A 16,433-nucleotide genomic window follows, 5' to 3' on the forward strand; every position below is an offset into this window, starting at 1 on the left:
ATAGTACAGAAATATAACAAGGGGGGAAGCTACTTAGCGACCACATGTCAATGAATATGAAAGAGATCGAATTTCAATCAGCCAGCTATGAGCAGTGGAAGGAAGAAGCAGTTAAAGCATTAAAAGGAAAACCGTTTGAATCCTTATTTACAAAGACAATTGAAAATATCACGCTTGACCCACTTTATACAGAAGAAAGCTTAATCGAAAAATTGGGAGACCAACTGGAGAAACAAGTATCAACAATACGTACTTTAACAAAACAGACGAGCTTCACTGTTGCACAGCAAATTGCAGGCCAAGATGCAGCCAGCTTTTTTGCCAATATCGAGGATAGCTTATCGCGCGGCAATGAAATGATTACAATCAACAGCCCGATTGCATTTGACTGGTCTGAACAAGACAGCGAAAAACTCGCTTCTTATTTATCGGAAAATTCATTTAAATTTATCGTCGCTTCTGCTGAAGATGCAGTGCTGGATGTATTCAAATATATTGACGAAGCTAAACGTAAAGACGTTGTAGGCTATATTGTTTCACTTGAAACAATAGAATTAGCTAACTATCCAAATGTCCGCACGTTTTGTGCAAATACGATTCCATTCCATAATGACGGCGCTAATGCGGTACAAGAGCTTGCTATTGCGCTTGCACAAGCAGCTAAACTTGCTAATACGGTAGAAGATTTTAAAGCATTTGAACAGAAGTTTTTCGTACAGTTCGCTGTCGATACACAATTCTTTGCAGAAGTAGCAAAACTTCGTGCCTTCAAAGTATTATGGAAAGCGTTTGCTTCAGCATTCGGCAATGAAGCAAGCGCTGTCCCGGTCGTAGTGGAAACTTCGGTACGCAGCTTCTCGAAATATGATGTTTATGTAAATTTATTACGTGCAGGCAATGAAGCATTCTCAGCGGCAATCGGAGGTGCAGATGTTATTACGGTACATCCGCATGATGCATTGACAGGTGTGACAGGTCAGTCGGTCCGTATTGCGCGCAATGTCTCCCTTGTGACGAAAGAAGAGTCGCATGTAACAAATGTAATCGATCCATCAGGCGGTTCGTACTTTATCGAATCATTAACAGCAGACTATGTAAAAGAAGCATGGGCACTGTTTTTGGAAATCGAAATTGCTGGTGGATTGGAAGCATACGGCATCAATGCTCATATTGAGGAAGTGTATGCGACACGCATGAAGCAAGTGGAAACACGCAAGCATTCATTAATCGGTACAAATATTTATGCAAACCCGCAAGATGGGGTAGCAACTAGTGAAAATGCTCAATTTGCAGGTGTAAAACGTCTTGCCATTCCATTTGAAAACCTGCGTGCTACTTATGCACAAACTGGCATCAAAGCAGCGATTTTAACATTCGGCGAGCTGAAAAATTATAAGCCGCGCGCAGATTTTGTACAAGGATTCTTTGCGACAGCAGGCATCGTCGCATACCAAACAGCAGGCTTCCAAACAATTGAGGATGCAACAACTTGGCTGGCAAGTGCAGACTATGACTATGTAGTAGTAGCAGCAACGGATGAAGATACAAAGGCCATTATTCCGGCATTACTTGAAAACAAAAAGCAAACAGCTGTATTGGATGCAGCGGGTAAATATAAAGAAGAAGAAGCGGCGTGGACTGCAGCAGGCTTAAACGGCTTTATTTATGCAGGTCAAAACATCGTTGAAAAGCTATCGGATGTCGTGATGAGCGTGAAGGGGGTACAACAATGAGCAAAGCAAATTTCGCAACAGTTGTCATTGAAGATGTATTAAAACAAGAGCAACTTACTTCTACAGGCTCGTACGTCACAAATGAAGGCATTGAAGTAAATTCGGTTTACAATAAAGAAGATATTCAAGATGCAAAACATTTAAAAGATGTGGCTGGTATCGCGCCGAATACACGTGGCCCATACCCGACAATGTATGTAGCGCGTCCGTGGACAGTACGTCAATATGCAGGTTTCTCAACTGCGGAAGAATCAAATGCTTTTTACCGTCGTAACTTGGCAATGGGTCAAAAAGGGCTTTCAGTAGCATTCGACTTGGCAACACACCGCGGTTATGACTCGGATCATCCCCGTGTAACAGGGGATGTCGGAAAAGCCGGCGTTGCAATCGATTCAGTTGAAGATACAAAAATTTTATTCGACGGCATTCCACTTGATCAAATGTCGGTATCGATGACAATGAACGGTGCAGTATTACCGATTCTTGCATTCTACATCGTTGCAGCAGAAGAACAAGGAGTATCGCCTGATAAATTGGCCGGTACGATCCAAAACGACATTTTAAAAGAATACATGGTACGTAACACATATATTTACCCACCGGCAATGTCGATGAAAATCATTGCAGACATTTTTGAATATACGGCGAAATTCATGCCGAAATTCAACTCGATTTCCATTTCGGGTTACCATATTCAAGAAGCGGGTGCGACAAATGATATCGAGCTTGCGTATACATTGGCAGACGGTCTTGAATATGTACGTACAGGTTTAAAAGCAGGTATTGACATTGATGCATTTGCACCGCGTTTATCGTTCTTCTGGGCGATCGGTATGAACTATTACATGGAAGTTGCGAAAATGCGTGCAGCACGTCGCATCTGGGCACAAATGATGTCTACATTCAATCCGAAAAACTCGAAGTCTCTTGCATTGCGTACACACTCGCAAACATCAGGCTGGAGTTTAACGGAACAAGATCCATTCAATAACGTAACACGTACATTGATCGAAGCGAACGCGGCAGCGATGGGCCATACTCAATCGCTTCATACAAACGCACTGGATGAAGCAATTGCTTTACCAACGGACTTCTCTGCTCGTATTGCACGTAATACTCAGCTATTCCTGCAAGAAGAAACAGGAATGACTAAAGTAATCGATCCATGGGGCGGCTCGTATTATGTTGAAAAACTGACAGATGAGCTGACAGAAAAAGCATGGGCATTAATCGAAGAAATCGAAGCTCTTGGCGGAATGGCAAAAGCGATTGAGACAGGACTTCCGAAAATGAAAGTTGAAGAAGCAGCGGCAAAACGCCAGGCGAAAATCGATTCAAAAACAGAAACGATTGTCGGTGTAAACAAATACCGTCTTGCTGAAGAAGATCCAATCGACATTTTAGATATCGACAATGCGATCGTACGTGAAGCACAAATTGCCCGTCTTGAAAAAATGAAGGCGACACGTGATGAAGCGGAAGTGCAAAAACATTTGGCCCGTATAACGAAAGCGGCTGAAGACGGCTCTGAAAACTTATTGGCTGTTGCAGTGGATGCGGCAAGAGCACGTGCATCATTAGGTGAAATTTCGGATGCGATTGAAGCGGTATCCGGCCGTCATAAAGCGGTTATCCGTTCAATTTCAGGTGTCTACTCTGCAAACTTTTCGGATGATGAAATGATTTCGGAAGTGAAGCAAATGACAGAAGACTTCCTGGAAGCGGAAGGTCGCCGTCCACGTATTTTAGTGGCGAAGATGGGACAAGACGGACATGACCGCGGTGCGAAGGTTGTTGCAACTGGTTATGCGGACTTAGGTTTCGATGTTGATATTTCTCCGTTGTTTATGACACCTGAGGAAACAGCGCAAATGGCAAATGAAAACGACGTTCACTGTGTTGGAGTATCTTCTTTAGCAGCCGGCCATAAAACATTAGTGCCTGAACTTGTAGCAGAACTGAAAAAACTTGGACGTGAAGACATCATTGTTATTTGCGGCGGGGTTATTCCAGCTCAGGACTATGATTACTTATATGAAGCGGGAGCTGTGGCAATCTTCGGGCCAGGTACTGTTATTCCAGTATCGGCCATGCGTATTATTGAAGAAATCTATAAAAAGTTAGGTTATGAGGAAGTGGCAGAATAGTGATGCCACAAGACGAGAAAAGCGCTTTATTTGTCATGGATGGTGTGAAGGGTGGTCATGATGGTATGAGCTATTCAAACCCAAAGAAATTCCGTAAAAAAAAGCAGGAAGCACTTGATCTACAGAAGCTGGCTGGCGAAGTACGTGCGGGTAACCGTACTTCGCTCGCAAAAGCGATTACGCTCATTGAAAGCTCGAACAATGCTCATAAGGAAGAAGCACAGAAGCTGCTGCAAGAGCTGTTGCCCTATACAGGTAATTCGATCCGTATTGGGATTACTGGTGTACCGGGTGCGGGGAAGAGCTCGTTTATCGAGGAATTCGGAACAATGCTCTGTAAAATGGGCAAGCGTGTTGCGGTTCTCGCAATCGACCCGAGCTCATCGCTTTCAGGTGGTAGTATTTTAGGGGATAAAACCCGGATGGAAGAACTGGTGCGCCAGGATAATGCATTTGTCCGTCCTTCGCCGAGTGCCGGTACATTAGGCGGCGTCCACAAAAAATCCCGCGAAACAATGCTGTTATGCGAAGCAGCAGGCTATGACGTTATTTTGATTGAAACAGTCGGTGTCGGTCAAAGTGAAACGTATGTGCGCGGTATGGTCGACTTCTTCCTTCTGCTAGTCTTAACGGGTGCGGGAGATGAGCTGCAAGGGATGAAGAAGGGCATTATGGAGCTTGCAGACGGTATTATCGTCCATAAAGCGGACGGGGACAATGTACGTCCTGCACGTCGGACAATGCAGGAATACAAGCAGATCCTTCATTTCCTTCAGCCATCAACTCCAGGGTGGCTCAGTACGGCATTAACGGTGTCATCTCTTGAAAAAACCGGGCTCGACAAAGTATGGGACATGCTGATGGAATTTGAGCAGGCGATCAAGCAATCGAATTATTGGATGACTCGTCGCCATGAACAAACACGCGACTGGTTCCATACAATGATTACCGATCATTTAATTGATTCGTTTTATAAAAATCCGGAACGCAAAAAACAGGTCCGGTCACTTGAGGAAGAAATATTGCATGGCCAACTGACGGTTACACAAGGTGTTAATGCACTATTTGGCGAAAAAGATGAAAATAAATGAATGATAATCAACAGTCTTTGCACATCTTTCGTAACCTTGCTATGATAAAAAGGAACATAGAAAGGGGCTAAAAAGCTTATGAACATGGATTATGATTTATTTATGCAACAAATTACAACGACTGCACGTACAGAAATGGAAGCAGCAGGTTATGAACAACTGCGCACTCCGGAAGATGTGGAAGCAGCGTTTGCTCGTAAAGGAACAACTCTTGTTATGGTGAATTCTGTATGTGGCTGTGCTGGCGGTATTGCACGTCCTGCAGCAACACATGCTGTACATTATGATAAACGTCCTGACTATTTAGTAACAGTATTTGCTGGTCAAGATAAAGAAGCAACAGCAGCAGCACGTTATTATTTCGGTGAAGATCACATTCCATCATCACCATCATTCATATTATTGAAAGATGGACAAGTTGTAGGAGAAGTTGGCCGCTTTGAAATCGAAGGACATGACCCAATGAGCGTTGTAACAAACCTTCAAGGTCACTTCGAGGAAAACTGCGAAGAAATCTAATACTACTAGAGTTATTGTGTAACGGGTACGTATTGAACGTACCCGCTGCACACCTATAACGGGGGAGTTCAACCGATATGAAGAAATTTTCAATCGGCTATCGTACATTAAAAACAGCCATTGGTGCTGCTGTTGCGATAGCAATTGCCCAATATTTTGATTTGCAGTTTTTCACGGCAGCTGGTATTCTGACGATTTTAAGCATTCAACCAACAAAACGTAAATCTCTCCATGCAGTGTATACCCGGATTGTTTCAACAATTATCGGGATCGCTTATGCATTTATATTTTTCGAAATATTCGGTTATTCACCGGTTGTTTTGGGGATTGTCATGATTCTTTTCATTCCGACAATCGTTTCGCTGAGAGTTGTGGAAGGTTTTATCTCAAGTTCGGTTATTATGATGCATATTTATTTGACCGCTAATTTTACGGCGGATTTGCTAATTAATGAGTTTTACTTAATGGCAATCGGTTACGGGGTTGGTTTAGTCGTTAATATGTATATGCCGGATATCCAGCAAGGCCTGTATTACCACCGTGAGAAAATGGAGTCGTTATTGAAGAAAATTCTTGCAGAAATTGCAGGGTATCTAAGAGATGGCGACACACTATGGGATGGCCATGAACTGATTGAGGCGGCGAAAGTGGTCGAAGCAGGAAAAGCACTGGCATTCCAAGATGTTGAAAACCACGTAACTCGTAAAGAAAATACATATTACTTGTATTTTGATATGCGTGAAAGACAGCTGGAAATTATTGAGCGCGTGTTGCCGAAAATTACTTCACTGCCGGTAATGACGGAGCAGGCTACTTTAATTGCAGCGTTTATGGAAGACTTGAGCGAGCACGTCCATTCAGGAAACACAGCAAGCCGCTTTTTGGAAAAGCTCGACAAAGTAAAAGAAGAGTTCGCCAAAATGCCATTGCCAACCGATCACGAAACATTCCTCGCCATGGCGGCATTGTACCAGTTTATTGAAGAAATGGATGAATACCTGGTCATCAAGCAATCGTTCAAGGGGATGAAATAATATGGAACATGATGGGACGGCAACTTTTGATTTAAATGCAAATTGATTGGAATGAAGGGGAGGCGACTACAGCGGGAACAGCCCGAGGGAGAGCAATAGGAACAAAAGCTAAGAACGGCACGTCCTGTGGCAACGCTTTTGTGACCAACATTGTGTTGGCCTCGGGCCCGTGGAAAGCGTCCGACCCGGAATGGAAATCAACTTCAGAAACCGGATGAAATAAAAAAATGGATGCATAAACATCCATTACATAATTGCTGCGACACCCATTGCAACAGTTGAGATTAACATGATAACAACCATTGAATAAACGACTATTTTTTGAAACTTTTTGTTGCTCATTCTTTTCGCTCCTTCAATATGAACTAGTACTAGTTTATCAAATTTGAAGGAATTCTCAAGTACATTAGATTTTACATTTTCGAAATTTTAAATTTTTTATTGTACACCAAATAAAAAATATGCCTCCAACAGATGTCTGGACACGATCCAGATGTGGAGGAATTAATAATTTTATTCAAAAGGGAGTCAGTACCGTGGAAAAAGTGGATCATATCGGCATTGCCGTTCGTAATATTGAAGAACGTATTACATATTACACAGAAACGCTAGGCTTGAAATTATTAAAGATGGAAGAAGTAGAATCACAGCAAGTAAAAGTTGCTTTTATCGATGCAGGCAATGTAAAAATTGAGCTGCTTGAGCCAATGAGCGAAAAAAGCGCGATTCATGGGTTTTTGGAAAAGCGCGGAGAAGGCATTCACCATGTTGCATTCGGCGTAACTGGTATTCGTGAGCGCATGGCTGAACTTCGTGACAAAGGTGTACGACTATTATCTGAAGAGCCGGGACCAGGTGCTGGCGGCGCAGAAGTAGCATTTTTACACCCGAAAGACTCATATGGTGTACTTTACGAATTATGCGATAAAAGCGGAAAAGGGGATAAATAACGATGACAACAATGACAGTAACTCCAGATATGTTTGATAAAATTAATGAGCTTTATGACCGTAAAGAAGCGATCCAGCTTGGTGGCGGAGATGCGCGTATCGAAAAGCAACATGAAAAAGGGAAAATGACTGCCCGTGAACGTATTGATATGTTATTGGATGACGGGTCATTCGTTGAAATCAACCCTTTCATCACACACCGTACTGTTGACTTTGGTATGGATAAACTGGAAGGCCCTGGTGACGGCGTAGTTACTGGTTTCGGTAAAATCAATGGCCGTAATGTATATCTATTCGCACAAGACTTCACAGTATTCGGCGGTGCGCTTGGTGAAATGCATGCGAAAAAAATCGCAGCAGTAATGGACTTGGCAGCGAAAAACGGTACACCATTTATTGGTATTAACGATTCAGGCGGTGCGCGTATTCAAGAGGGTGTATTATCACTTGACGGATACGGTCATATTTTCTACCGTAACTCAATCTATTCTGGTGTTATTCCGCAAATCTCGGTAATTATGGGGCCATGTGCTGGTGGGGCCGTTTATTCACCAGCGATTACAGATTTTATTTTAATGGTTGATAAAACATCTCAAATGTTCATTACAGGCCCTAAAGTAATTGAAACAGTAACGGGTGAGAAAATTTCTGCTGAAGGCCTTGGCGGATCTAAAGTGCACAACGCAACTTCAGGAAATGCCCACTTCCGTGCTGAAAACGAAGAAGCTGCAATTGCACAAATTCAGCAATTACTATCTTACTTACCACAGAACAACCGAGAAAAAGCACCAAAACAAGCTGCTCCAGAAGGCGATAACTTCCGTTCAGAGCTTGTTGATGTGGTACCGATTGACCAAACAAAATCTTATGATGTTCGTAAAGTAGTAGAGCAAGTAGTAGATGAAGGTTCATTCATGGAAGTGCAAAAAGAATTTGCGAAAAACATCGTAGTTGGTTTTGCACGTATCGCGGGTGAATCAGTTGGTTTAGTATGTAACCAGCCGAAGTTTTTAGCTGGCGGATTAGATATTGATTCATCTGATAAATTAGCTCGTTTCGTACGTACATGTGACGCATTTAACGTGCCTGTTATTACATTTGAAGACGTATCCGGCTTCTTCCCGGGTGTTAAACAAGAACATGGTGGGATTATCCGTCATGGTGCGAAAATACTGTATGCTTACTCAGAAGCAACTGTACCGAAAATTACAGTTATTTTACGTAAAGCATACGGCGGTGCGTACGTAGCATTGAACTCAAAAGCAATTGGCGCGGATTTAGTATTTGCTTGGCCGAATGCGGAAATTGCAGTAATGGGTGCTGCTGGTGCGGCAAACATCATTCATGCAGGTGAAATTGCGAAATCGGCTGATCCGGAAGCAACACGGGCAGCGAAAATTGAAGAATACAAAGAAAAATTCGCTAATCCTTATGTAGCGGCATCACGCGGTATGGTTGACGATGTTATCGATCCACGTGAAACACGTATCAAGTTAATTCAAGCATTGGATATGCTTTCAACAAAGCAGGAAGACCGTCCTTACAAAAAGCACGGGAACATTCCGCTATAATGTTTAATTAAAGTATTTTAAGAAAACATCTCTTAAATGATTTGTATACTATACAATCATTTTTGAGGTGTTTTTTGTTTTTAAAAGTTCAGAAGGAAACAGAACAGAAAAAGAAGGATAAAATATTAGAAATTTACCAAAAATTAATCACCTATTAAATGTAAATACTCCTTTTTTATTATAGTGAAATTTACAAAAAGCCATTATGCTAAAGAAAGGGAAAGACTGTAAAAAATTAAAGGGATTTTCATTGAATACTTACACAGAGTGACAGGAGGACTTGATGGATGAATGAAAGGAATCAACTACAGAGAGCAATAGACTTAAGAAGTAATGGAGAATTATACCAATCCAATCAGCTATTATTGGATCTAGTTGAACAACATCCTAACGATGCCTATGTAAATTACCAGTGTGCTTGGAGCTTCGATGTGCTTGGAGAAGAGTCCAAAGCTGTACCGTATTATAAAGAGGCAATTCAAGGTAATTTGAATGAAGAAGATTTAGCGAATGCTTATTTAGGTCTTGGCAGTACATATAGAACATTAGGGGAGTACGAAAATTCAAAACATATGCTTGAAAAAGGGTTAGAGAAGTTTCCACACAATTTAGCCATTCAAGTATTTTATGCGATGACGTTGTTTAACTTGAATGAACACGAGCGCTCCATGGAGCTTCTATTAAAAAATTTAGCGAGCACTTCCTCTGACCCTCAAATTCAGACATACAAAAAATCTATAATATTTTATAGTGATAAACTGAATGAAGTGTGGAAGTGAGGAATCAATTAATTGAGGCAAAATATTGAGTCTGCACTTTATAGGATGAAATTAACTAAGGTTGTAAACTACTTAGTCTATACAGGGATGGTCAGCCTGATCGGCTATAGCTGTTATTTCATATCGATGTTGTTTATTGGTTCTATGCTGTTTACTGCAGCAGATGCGCCACCGGGAGATATTTCGAATTCAGGCAGATTGCTGACCATTGCCTTTCAAGCTTTTGGAACGTTCATTGTGCTACTTATTTACAGCATTGTTCATTGGAGCATTGCATCGCTTTTGAACATACCGTTTCCAAAGCGATTTATCTTCATTTTAAATTTAATTGTCATTAGTTTGGTCACTGGTGCGTTAATTTTAAAATTCATTATCATCAACGGCAGTTTTTTATAAAATTACTCTACTGCTTTAGACAGATTGAAAGCCGCTTGCTGTTTTTTCTTCTCCTTTTCATACGGGTGTTCGTGCTCGGCAAAAAGGAAGATTGCCCCGAGATCAATGCCATGACCGTAATGGGCAGTTTCTTCAGGGGTTAGGTGCAATATGCGTAAGCTCACTTCATATACATTTTGGCGTGGTATAAAACTGATAAGTTGGTCAAACCAATTGCCGGCAAGGTGGACTTGAATATCGGTATACATTTTCAGTGATTGTAGAGGATGGATATCTTTTGAAAACACATGGATTTCATGCTCGGAAAAACCGTGCCCCCTAATCATGTTCAGTTTTGTCATAGCTTCCTCAATACTGTACACTAAAGCAATTTCACGTCGATACTCCATCATGATCACCTCTTTTTTATTGTAATGGAATTTTTCATGAGATAGTAGTGATAAAAATCAATCATGCATTAATACAATTATAAAATGCAGAAAATTCGAAACCTATACAGTAATTAATCCGTAGAACATAAAAAGGGAGGTTTTACTTATGGGGAACTATTCCATTCGCGATTTTGTAAACAAGACGCAGCAAGACCAGAATGAAAACGATTATTTTGAATTGGAAACTGATCGCGTACTCGAAGTGAATCTTAATGGGGAAGTATGGTCAAAAATGGGCGCGATGATCGCCTATGTCGGTTCTATCAAATTTGAGCGTGAACGGATTCTGGAACATGGCGTATCGAAAATGTTCAAGAAAGCTTTGACCGGTGAAGGCACTCAACTTATGAAAGCGAAAGGCAAAGGCCGGTTATACTTAGCGGACCAAGGGAAAAAGATTACAATTTTTGATTTGCAGAACGAAAGCTTGTGCGTGAACGGCAATGATCTGCTCGCGTTTGAGCCATCGATAAATTGGGATATTCGTCTTATGCGCAAAATGGCCGGTATGATGGCAGGCGGCTTATTCAATGTGATGCTGGACGGCAAAGGAAAAGTGGCGATTACAACCCATTTTGAGCCGTTAACATTAATCGTGAAGCCGGGTGAAACTGTGTATACGGACCCGAATGCCACAGTTGCGTGGTCCGGGAATTTGAAACCAGAGTTTGTAACGGATATTACGTTCCGCACACTCATTGGACGCGGCAGCAATGAATCTATTCAAATGGCCTTTTCCGGTGAGGGATTTGTCATCATTCAACCATTTGAAGAAGTGTATTTATCGTCGGATTCATAATAGTTGCGGTAGAGTAAGGAGAAAACAGATGTTTTTAAAATCAGTCAAACTAAAAAAAGAACAAATATTGGACTATAGCGAGTACCCGTTTTCAATTCCATTTATTCGCCATATGGATGAGCTGGATGTGGATGCACGGGTCACGTTTTTTGTTGGAGAAAACGGTGCAGGTAAATCAACATTGCTAGAAGCCATTGCGGATCAGATCGGTTTCAATCCGGCAGGGGGGAGCACGCAAAACTATAAGGCATATGAAGTGCATCAATCCGAATCTGCACTTGGAGATTATGTGAAACTCTCCTGGTGGCCAAAAGTAACGAACGGATTTTTTCTGCGCGCGGAAACATTTTACCAGTTTGCCTCGCATTTGGATGATACCGATGAAAATGGCTACAAAGCATACGGGGGGAAATCACTTCATCATCAATCACACGGGGAATCATTTTTCTCACTGTTCCAGCACCGGTTCACAGGTCAGGCGATTTATTTACTGGATGAGCCGGAAGCCGCATTATCCCCGACAAGACAGCTAGCGTTTTTAACATTGATGAATGATTTGGTGAAACAGGGCAATGTCCAATTTATTATCGCAACCCATTCACCGATTTTACTCGGGTACCCAGGAGCGGTCATTTATCAATTTAATGAAGATGGCATCGAGCAAGTGGAATACGAAGAAACCGAACATTATCAAATTACCTCATACTTTTTGCAGCACCGTGAAAAAATGCTACAGGATCTGTTCGAGGAAGATGAGGATGAACTGTAATATCAATCGAAGTGTTGCAGATTGTACGGCTGCTTAGCAGCATGTATAAACAAAGGAGTGGATAAAATGGGATGGCAGCAATTGCAACAGCAAGCAGAGCAGTATCACATTCAACTTTTGGAAGCGGAAAAACTGAGCAAAAAAATCGAAAGTCTTGAACTTCAAATTCAACATGCAGAGCAGAATGTTGAGCAGCATGAACGAGATTTGCAAAACACACGCCAACAATTGAATAAACTCGAGGAATTTTCTTTCGTCAATCTTTTCCGCGGCTGGTCCGGGAAAAAGGATGAGCTAATCGAGCAAAATATGGACTCTGTAGCAGTTACCGAGCTGAAGCTGGTAGAAGCTCAGTTAACGTTTAAAGATTTACAAGAAGACCGGATTAAACTTGTTCAACAATTGAGCACGATAAATGTTTCAACTATCCGTGAGCAACTGAAGAAAATAGAAAAAGAAAAACAAGTGTGGCTAATGGCGAATGCACCTGCAGCAGCGAAGGAATTAACGGGCATCATTGAACAGGAGATTTTATGCAAACAGCTGAAAATCGAAATCGATGAAGCGATCGATGCGGGAAAACAGGCATTTAATAAGCTGACAGATGCCGGCTCCCAATTGCAGGATGCCAAATCCTACTCAACATGGGATACATTTTTAGGCGGGGGCTTTATCGCAACAGCGTTAAAGCACGACAAACTCGAAGAAACGAACAGCTATTTGCATGAAGCGCAAATGGCCCTGCAACGTTTCCAAAATGAACTGCTGGATATTAAAGAGATGCGTCAAAATACACTGGAAGTTCATACGGATGGTTTTGTTATGTTTACGGATTACTTTTTCGATAATATTTTCACTGATTGGTCAATTCACTCTAAAATTACAACAGCAATCGATCAAATCTTGCGCGTGCAGGACGATGTGGCGAATACACTTCGCGATTTAAAGCAAAAATTGAGCATGACAATCGAAAAAGAACAGGCTCTTCTAATAGAAAAGGAAAGCATTTTAAATGCCGATGATCAATCATTGTTTTTTCAAAAATAGAGGCGTACAATAAAACGTAAACTAGTTATTTAAAGGAGTTATCGATTATGAACCGAGTAGTAGAAGAGTTTTTAGAATTAGTGCAAATTGATTCAGAAACAAAACATGAACAAGTAATTGCACCAATTTTAGTGAAAAAATTAGAAGAAATGGGCTTTGATGTTTTTCAGGATGATGCACATACACGCAACGGCCACGGTGCAGGCAATATTATCGCAACATTAAAAGGCGATGAGTCAATCGAGCCAATTTATTTTACAGTACATATGGATACAGTCGTACCGGGCAAAGGCATTAAACCGGAAATTCGAGAAGATGGCTATATATATTCTGACGGCACAACGATTCTTGGCGCGGATGATAAAGCAGGTATCGCAGCATTATTTGAAATGGCACGTCGTTTAAAAGAAAAGGATAGCGTACATGGTACAATCCAGTTCATCATTACAGCAGGCGAAGAAAGCGGATTAGTTGGCGCTAAGGAACTCGATCCTTCAAAAATTACCGCGAAATACGGTTTTGCGGTTGATAGTGACGGAAAAGTGGGTGGTATTGTAGTTGCAGCACCATTCCAGGCAAAAGTATTTACAAAAATTATCGGTAAAACCGCACATGCTGGCGTTGCACCTGAAAAAGGGATTTCGGCGATTACTGTTGCAGCAAAAGCGGTTGCCCAAATGAAATTGGGGCGTCTCGATGAAGAAACGACAGCGAATATCGGCCGTTTCGAAGGAGGTAAGGCTACAAATATCGTGTGTGATGAAGTATCAATTCTTGCGGAAGCTCGTTCGATTAATGAAGCAAAACTGAATGCGCAAACAGACCATATGAAAGAAACATTTGAACGTGTTGCACAAGAGATGGGTGCGCGTGCTGAAGTAGAAGTGAAGTTAATGTACCCAGGTTTCCGTGTGACAGAAGAGGATCAAGTTGTTAAAGTTGCTAAAGCAGCCGTTGAAGCAATTGGTCGTACACCACAGCTCGGTATTTCAGGTGGCGGTAGTGATGCGAACGTTATCGCTGGGTTCGGTATTCCTACTGTAAACTTATCGGTTGGCTATGAGGAAATTCATACAACAAACGAAAGAATGCCGGTTGAAGAACTAGAAAAACTGGCGGATCTATTGGAAGAAATCGTTGTTCAAACAACGAAATAAGAGGTATCCATATGAGCATTGAAAAAGCAGTCGTATTTTTATGCGGCACAGAAGAATATGCTGTTCCGGTAGAACAGGTTGTTTCGATAGAAAAATTGGATCGCGTCACACCGATTCCACATTTACCGAACTACTTACTCGGCTTTACGCGAATTCGCGGGGAACTTACACCGGTTATCGATTTTCAGACTATTTTATATAATCGCCCAACAAATACACCAACGTCTAAAATTATTGTATTGAAGACAGAGTTGATTAATTATGGATTGGTCGTTGCCGATGCGAAAGAAATTATCGACTTTGAAGAAGGCATTTTAAAACAGATGGGACTTGTCAATTACGAAAAAACGAAATATTTTACGGCGGTTGCCAATTTGGAAGACCGCATGATTTCTTGTATTGACCCGAATATTCTCGTTCATTCGTTAGACGGCATCCGTGAAATTATTGAATATTTACATGAAATGAATCAGCAGGAAAATCAGACAAACTAAAAAAAGGAGCTTATCATCTGATCGTGATAGGCTCCATTTTTTCAATCGGCAGTAACCGCCTTTTTTTTGAATTGTTTAACGTACGCATAACCTGTGAAGCTAAATACAAAGATGGAAATGATTGTGAGTGTCAGAACGAGATTTTCTTCAACCCATGGAATATTTCCAAGTAAAAAGCCACCGCCAAGCCAGACAACTGTCCAAAGTACGGCCCCCATGAAGTTATAGCGCAAAAATGTTCCATACGAAAAGCCGGAATATCCGCATATAAATGGTGTCATTGTCCGCATCAACGGCACAAAGCGTGAAAACGTAATGGCAACCCGGTCATAGTTTTCCAGGAAGTTCAGAGCTTTTTCATTAGTTTCCTCTGATAAAAAACGCCTAAACAGATTGCGCTTCGGCGGAATTTTCCGTATCGATTTACCGATAAGATAGTTGCTGCTGTCAGCTAGCGTTGTCGCAACGATAAAGATGATGAGCAATGTCATAAAATCAAGCTTATCGATTGCCGCTAATGTACCACTTGTAAACACCGTACTGTCTCCTGGTAAAAACGTTAAAATCACAAAGGCTGTTTTCGTGAAAACAACCGCAAATAACAGAATATAAATATACAGTCCGAGTTCTTTTATGTAATAAAATATGACTTGGTCGATTTCCCGTAAAAATTGAATAATTTCAAGTAGCATAAGTAGTTCTCCTATCAAGAGGATGATTAAATTCAAGTATAGCGGATATTGGCTGAACATTGCTATAAAAAGTGCTGAGTAAAAAAATCTAAAGAGGTGATGGAAATGAGTTTGACAAAGCGCCCTAAAATTGAGATTTCAAAAACAAAATCCGAATGGCTAATGGATATAATCGGCTATATAGCATTAGCAATTATGCTCATTGTGCTATTCATGAACTGGCGAGTACTGCCGAATGAAGTGCCTGCCCATTTTGACGGCAGCGGCAATGTCGACCGCTGGGGCTCTAGATGGGAGCTGTTAATTTTACCGGGCATTGGAATTGCGATGCATTTCTTTTTAATGATTTTCGAAAAATTCCCCGAAACACACAACTATCCGGCCCGCATTAATGTATCCAATGCCGAGGTGTTTTACCGAAATAGTCGCCAAACATTAAATTATATGCGCAATATCATTAATATATTATTCGCTTATATCGTATACCGGTCTGTCACGATTGCATTAGGAGATGCGGCAACAATCGGCTGGCCGTTTTTCATAATATTGGCAGCGCTGTTTGGTGTGCTAATTTGGAAGATGATTAAGATAATGAGAATTAAGTGAATTTAAAAGATTGTGAGCGGAAAGTGGAACGGCGGCTATAAATTAGAATATTGGGAGTGGAAAGTGGAAAATTTCGGAGGGAATGTTGAACTCTCCGGTGTGAAAGTAAACCTTGCACGAGAAAAGTAGAAAATTTCTCGGGTAAGGTGGAACGCACCGGTGTGAAAGTAGAACTTGCCGCTACGAATGGAGAACTGAACGCGAAAAAAGGAGAACAC

18 protein-coding genes are annotated in these 16,433 nt (G+C 41.4%); 15 read left to right on the forward strand and 3 right to left on the reverse strand.

Features of this window, described 5'->3' with window-relative positions:
- Window positions 1–56 precede the first annotated feature (56 nt).
- The 5 genes from CBM15_RS05990 to CBM15_RS06010 all read left to right on the forward strand — a co-directional run bounded on the left by CBM15_RS05990 (window position 57) and on the right by CBM15_RS06010 (window position 6,524).
- Window positions 57–1,733, forward strand: coding sequence for a methylmalonyl-CoA mutase family protein (locus tag CBM15_RS05990; protein WP_338057542.1), 1,677 nt, complete (start codon window positions 57–59; stop codon window positions 1,731–1,733).
- Entirely contained in the window at window positions 1,730–3,880 is a 2,151-nt protein-coding gene (gene scpA / locus CBM15_RS05995; protein ID WP_087616235.1) for a methylmalonyl-CoA mutase, read from the forward strand. The genes CBM15_RS05990 and scpA overlap by 4 nt, the downstream gene beginning before the upstream one ends.
- A gap of 2 nt (window positions 3,881–3,882) precedes the next feature.
- The gene (gene meaB, locus CBM15_RS06000) at window positions 3,883–4,971 is read left to right on the forward strand and encodes a methylmalonyl Co-A mutase-associated GTPase MeaB (protein WP_087616237.1); all 1,089 of its coding nucleotides are present in this window, start codon (window positions 3,883–3,885) and stop codon (window positions 4,969–4,971) included.
- A 78-nt stretch (window positions 4,972–5,049) separates the two neighbouring features.
- On the forward strand, window positions 5,050–5,490 hold the full coding sequence (locus CBM15_RS06005; protein WP_087616239.1) for a BrxA/BrxB family bacilliredoxin: 441 nt from the start codon (window positions 5,050–5,052) through the stop codon (window positions 5,488–5,490).
- Between the two features lie 77 nt (window positions 5,491–5,567).
- Window positions 5,568–6,524 carry an aromatic acid exporter family protein gene (locus tag CBM15_RS06010; RefSeq protein WP_087616241.1) on the forward strand — a complete coding sequence of 319 codons (957 nt, stop codon included), beginning with the start codon at window positions 5,568–5,570 and terminating at the stop codon, window positions 6,522–6,524.
- 246 nt (window positions 6,525–6,770) lie between these two features.
- Here CBM15_RS06010 and prli42 read toward each other — a convergent pair whose 3' ends face one another.
- A complete protein-coding gene (gene prli42 / locus CBM15_RS19240) occupies window positions 6,771–6,866 on the reverse strand; it encodes a stressosome-associated protein Prli42 (protein WP_008404197.1) in 96 nt (31 codons plus the stop codon).
- 194 nt (window positions 6,867–7,060) lie between these two features.
- Between prli42 and mce the strand changes: the two genes are divergently transcribed.
- The 4 genes from mce (at window position 7,061) to CBM15_RS06030 (ending at window position 10,220) form a co-directional block, all read left to right on the forward strand.
- Entirely contained in the window at window positions 7,061–7,474 is a 414-nt protein-coding gene (gene mce / locus CBM15_RS06015; RefSeq protein ID WP_008404195.1) for a methylmalonyl-CoA epimerase, read from the forward strand.
- 2 nt (window positions 7,475–7,476) lie between these two features.
- Complete coding sequence (locus CBM15_RS06020) at window positions 7,477–9,045, forward strand: acyl-CoA carboxylase subunit beta (RefSeq protein WP_008404193.1); 1,569 nt, start codon at window positions 7,477–7,479, stop codon at window positions 9,043–9,045.
- 287 nt (window positions 9,046–9,332) lie between these two features.
- A complete protein-coding gene (locus tag CBM15_RS06025) occupies window positions 9,333–9,824 on the forward strand; it encodes a tetratricopeptide repeat protein (protein ID WP_087616243.1) in 492 nt (163 codons plus the stop codon).
- A 12-nt stretch (window positions 9,825–9,836) separates the two neighbouring features.
- Entirely contained in the window at window positions 9,837–10,220 is a 384-nt protein-coding gene (locus tag CBM15_RS06030) for a hypothetical protein (protein ID WP_087616244.1), read from the forward strand.
- A 2-nt stretch (window positions 10,221–10,222) separates the two neighbouring features.
- Here the strand turns inward: CBM15_RS06030 and CBM15_RS06035 are convergent, their stop codons facing one another.
- Window positions 10,223–10,609 carry a YflT domain-containing protein gene (locus CBM15_RS06035; protein ID WP_087616246.1) on the reverse strand — a complete coding sequence of 129 codons (387 nt, stop codon included), beginning with the start codon at window positions 10,607–10,609 and terminating at the stop codon, window positions 10,223–10,225.
- Between the two features lie 148 nt (window positions 10,610–10,757).
- Between CBM15_RS06035 and CBM15_RS06040 the strand changes: the two genes are divergently transcribed.
- The 5 genes from CBM15_RS06040 to CBM15_RS06060 all read left to right on the forward strand — a co-directional run bounded on the left by CBM15_RS06040 (window position 10,758) and on the right by CBM15_RS06060 (window position 14,917).
- Complete coding sequence (locus tag CBM15_RS06040; RefSeq protein ID WP_008404184.1) at window positions 10,758–11,450, forward strand: AIM24 family protein; 693 nt, start codon at window positions 10,758–10,760, stop codon at window positions 11,448–11,450.
- 28 nt (window positions 11,451–11,478) lie between these two features.
- Window positions 11,479–12,219, forward strand: a complete 741-nt coding sequence (locus tag CBM15_RS06045) for an AAA family ATPase (protein ID WP_087616248.1) — start codon at window positions 11,479–11,481, stop codon at window positions 12,217–12,219.
- A 66-nt stretch (window positions 12,220–12,285) separates the two neighbouring features.
- Entirely contained in the window at window positions 12,286–13,266 is a 981-nt protein-coding gene (locus CBM15_RS06050; RefSeq protein ID WP_087616250.1) for a hypothetical protein, read from the forward strand.
- A gap of 47 nt (window positions 13,267–13,313) precedes the next feature.
- Window positions 13,314–14,423, forward strand: a complete 1,110-nt coding sequence (locus CBM15_RS06055; RefSeq protein ID WP_087616252.1) for a M20/M25/M40 family metallo-hydrolase — start codon at window positions 13,314–13,316, stop codon at window positions 14,421–14,423.
- Window positions 14,424–14,434: 11 nt separating this feature from the next.
- Window positions 14,435–14,917, forward strand: a complete 483-nt coding sequence (locus CBM15_RS06060) for a chemotaxis protein CheW (RefSeq protein WP_087616254.1) — start codon at window positions 14,435–14,437, stop codon at window positions 14,915–14,917.
- 41 nt (window positions 14,918–14,958) lie between these two features.
- Here CBM15_RS06060 and CBM15_RS06065 read toward each other — a convergent pair whose 3' ends face one another.
- Window positions 14,959–15,609, reverse strand: coding sequence for a DedA family protein (locus tag CBM15_RS06065; protein ID WP_087616256.1), 651 nt, complete (start codon window positions 15,607–15,609; stop codon window positions 14,959–14,961).
- A gap of 105 nt (window positions 15,610–15,714) precedes the next feature.
- Here CBM15_RS06065 and CBM15_RS06070 point away from each other — a divergent pair, with 105 nt between their 5' ends.
- Entirely contained in the window at window positions 15,715–16,215 is a 501-nt protein-coding gene (locus CBM15_RS06070; protein WP_087616258.1) for a DUF1648 domain-containing protein, read from the forward strand.
- Window positions 16,216–16,433: the final 218 nt, after the last annotated feature.

It is taken from the genome of Solibacillus kalamii, from assembly GCF_002174535.1.
Taxonomy (GTDB): domain Bacteria; phylum Bacillota; class Bacilli; order Bacillales_A; family Planococcaceae; genus Solibacillus; species Solibacillus silvestris.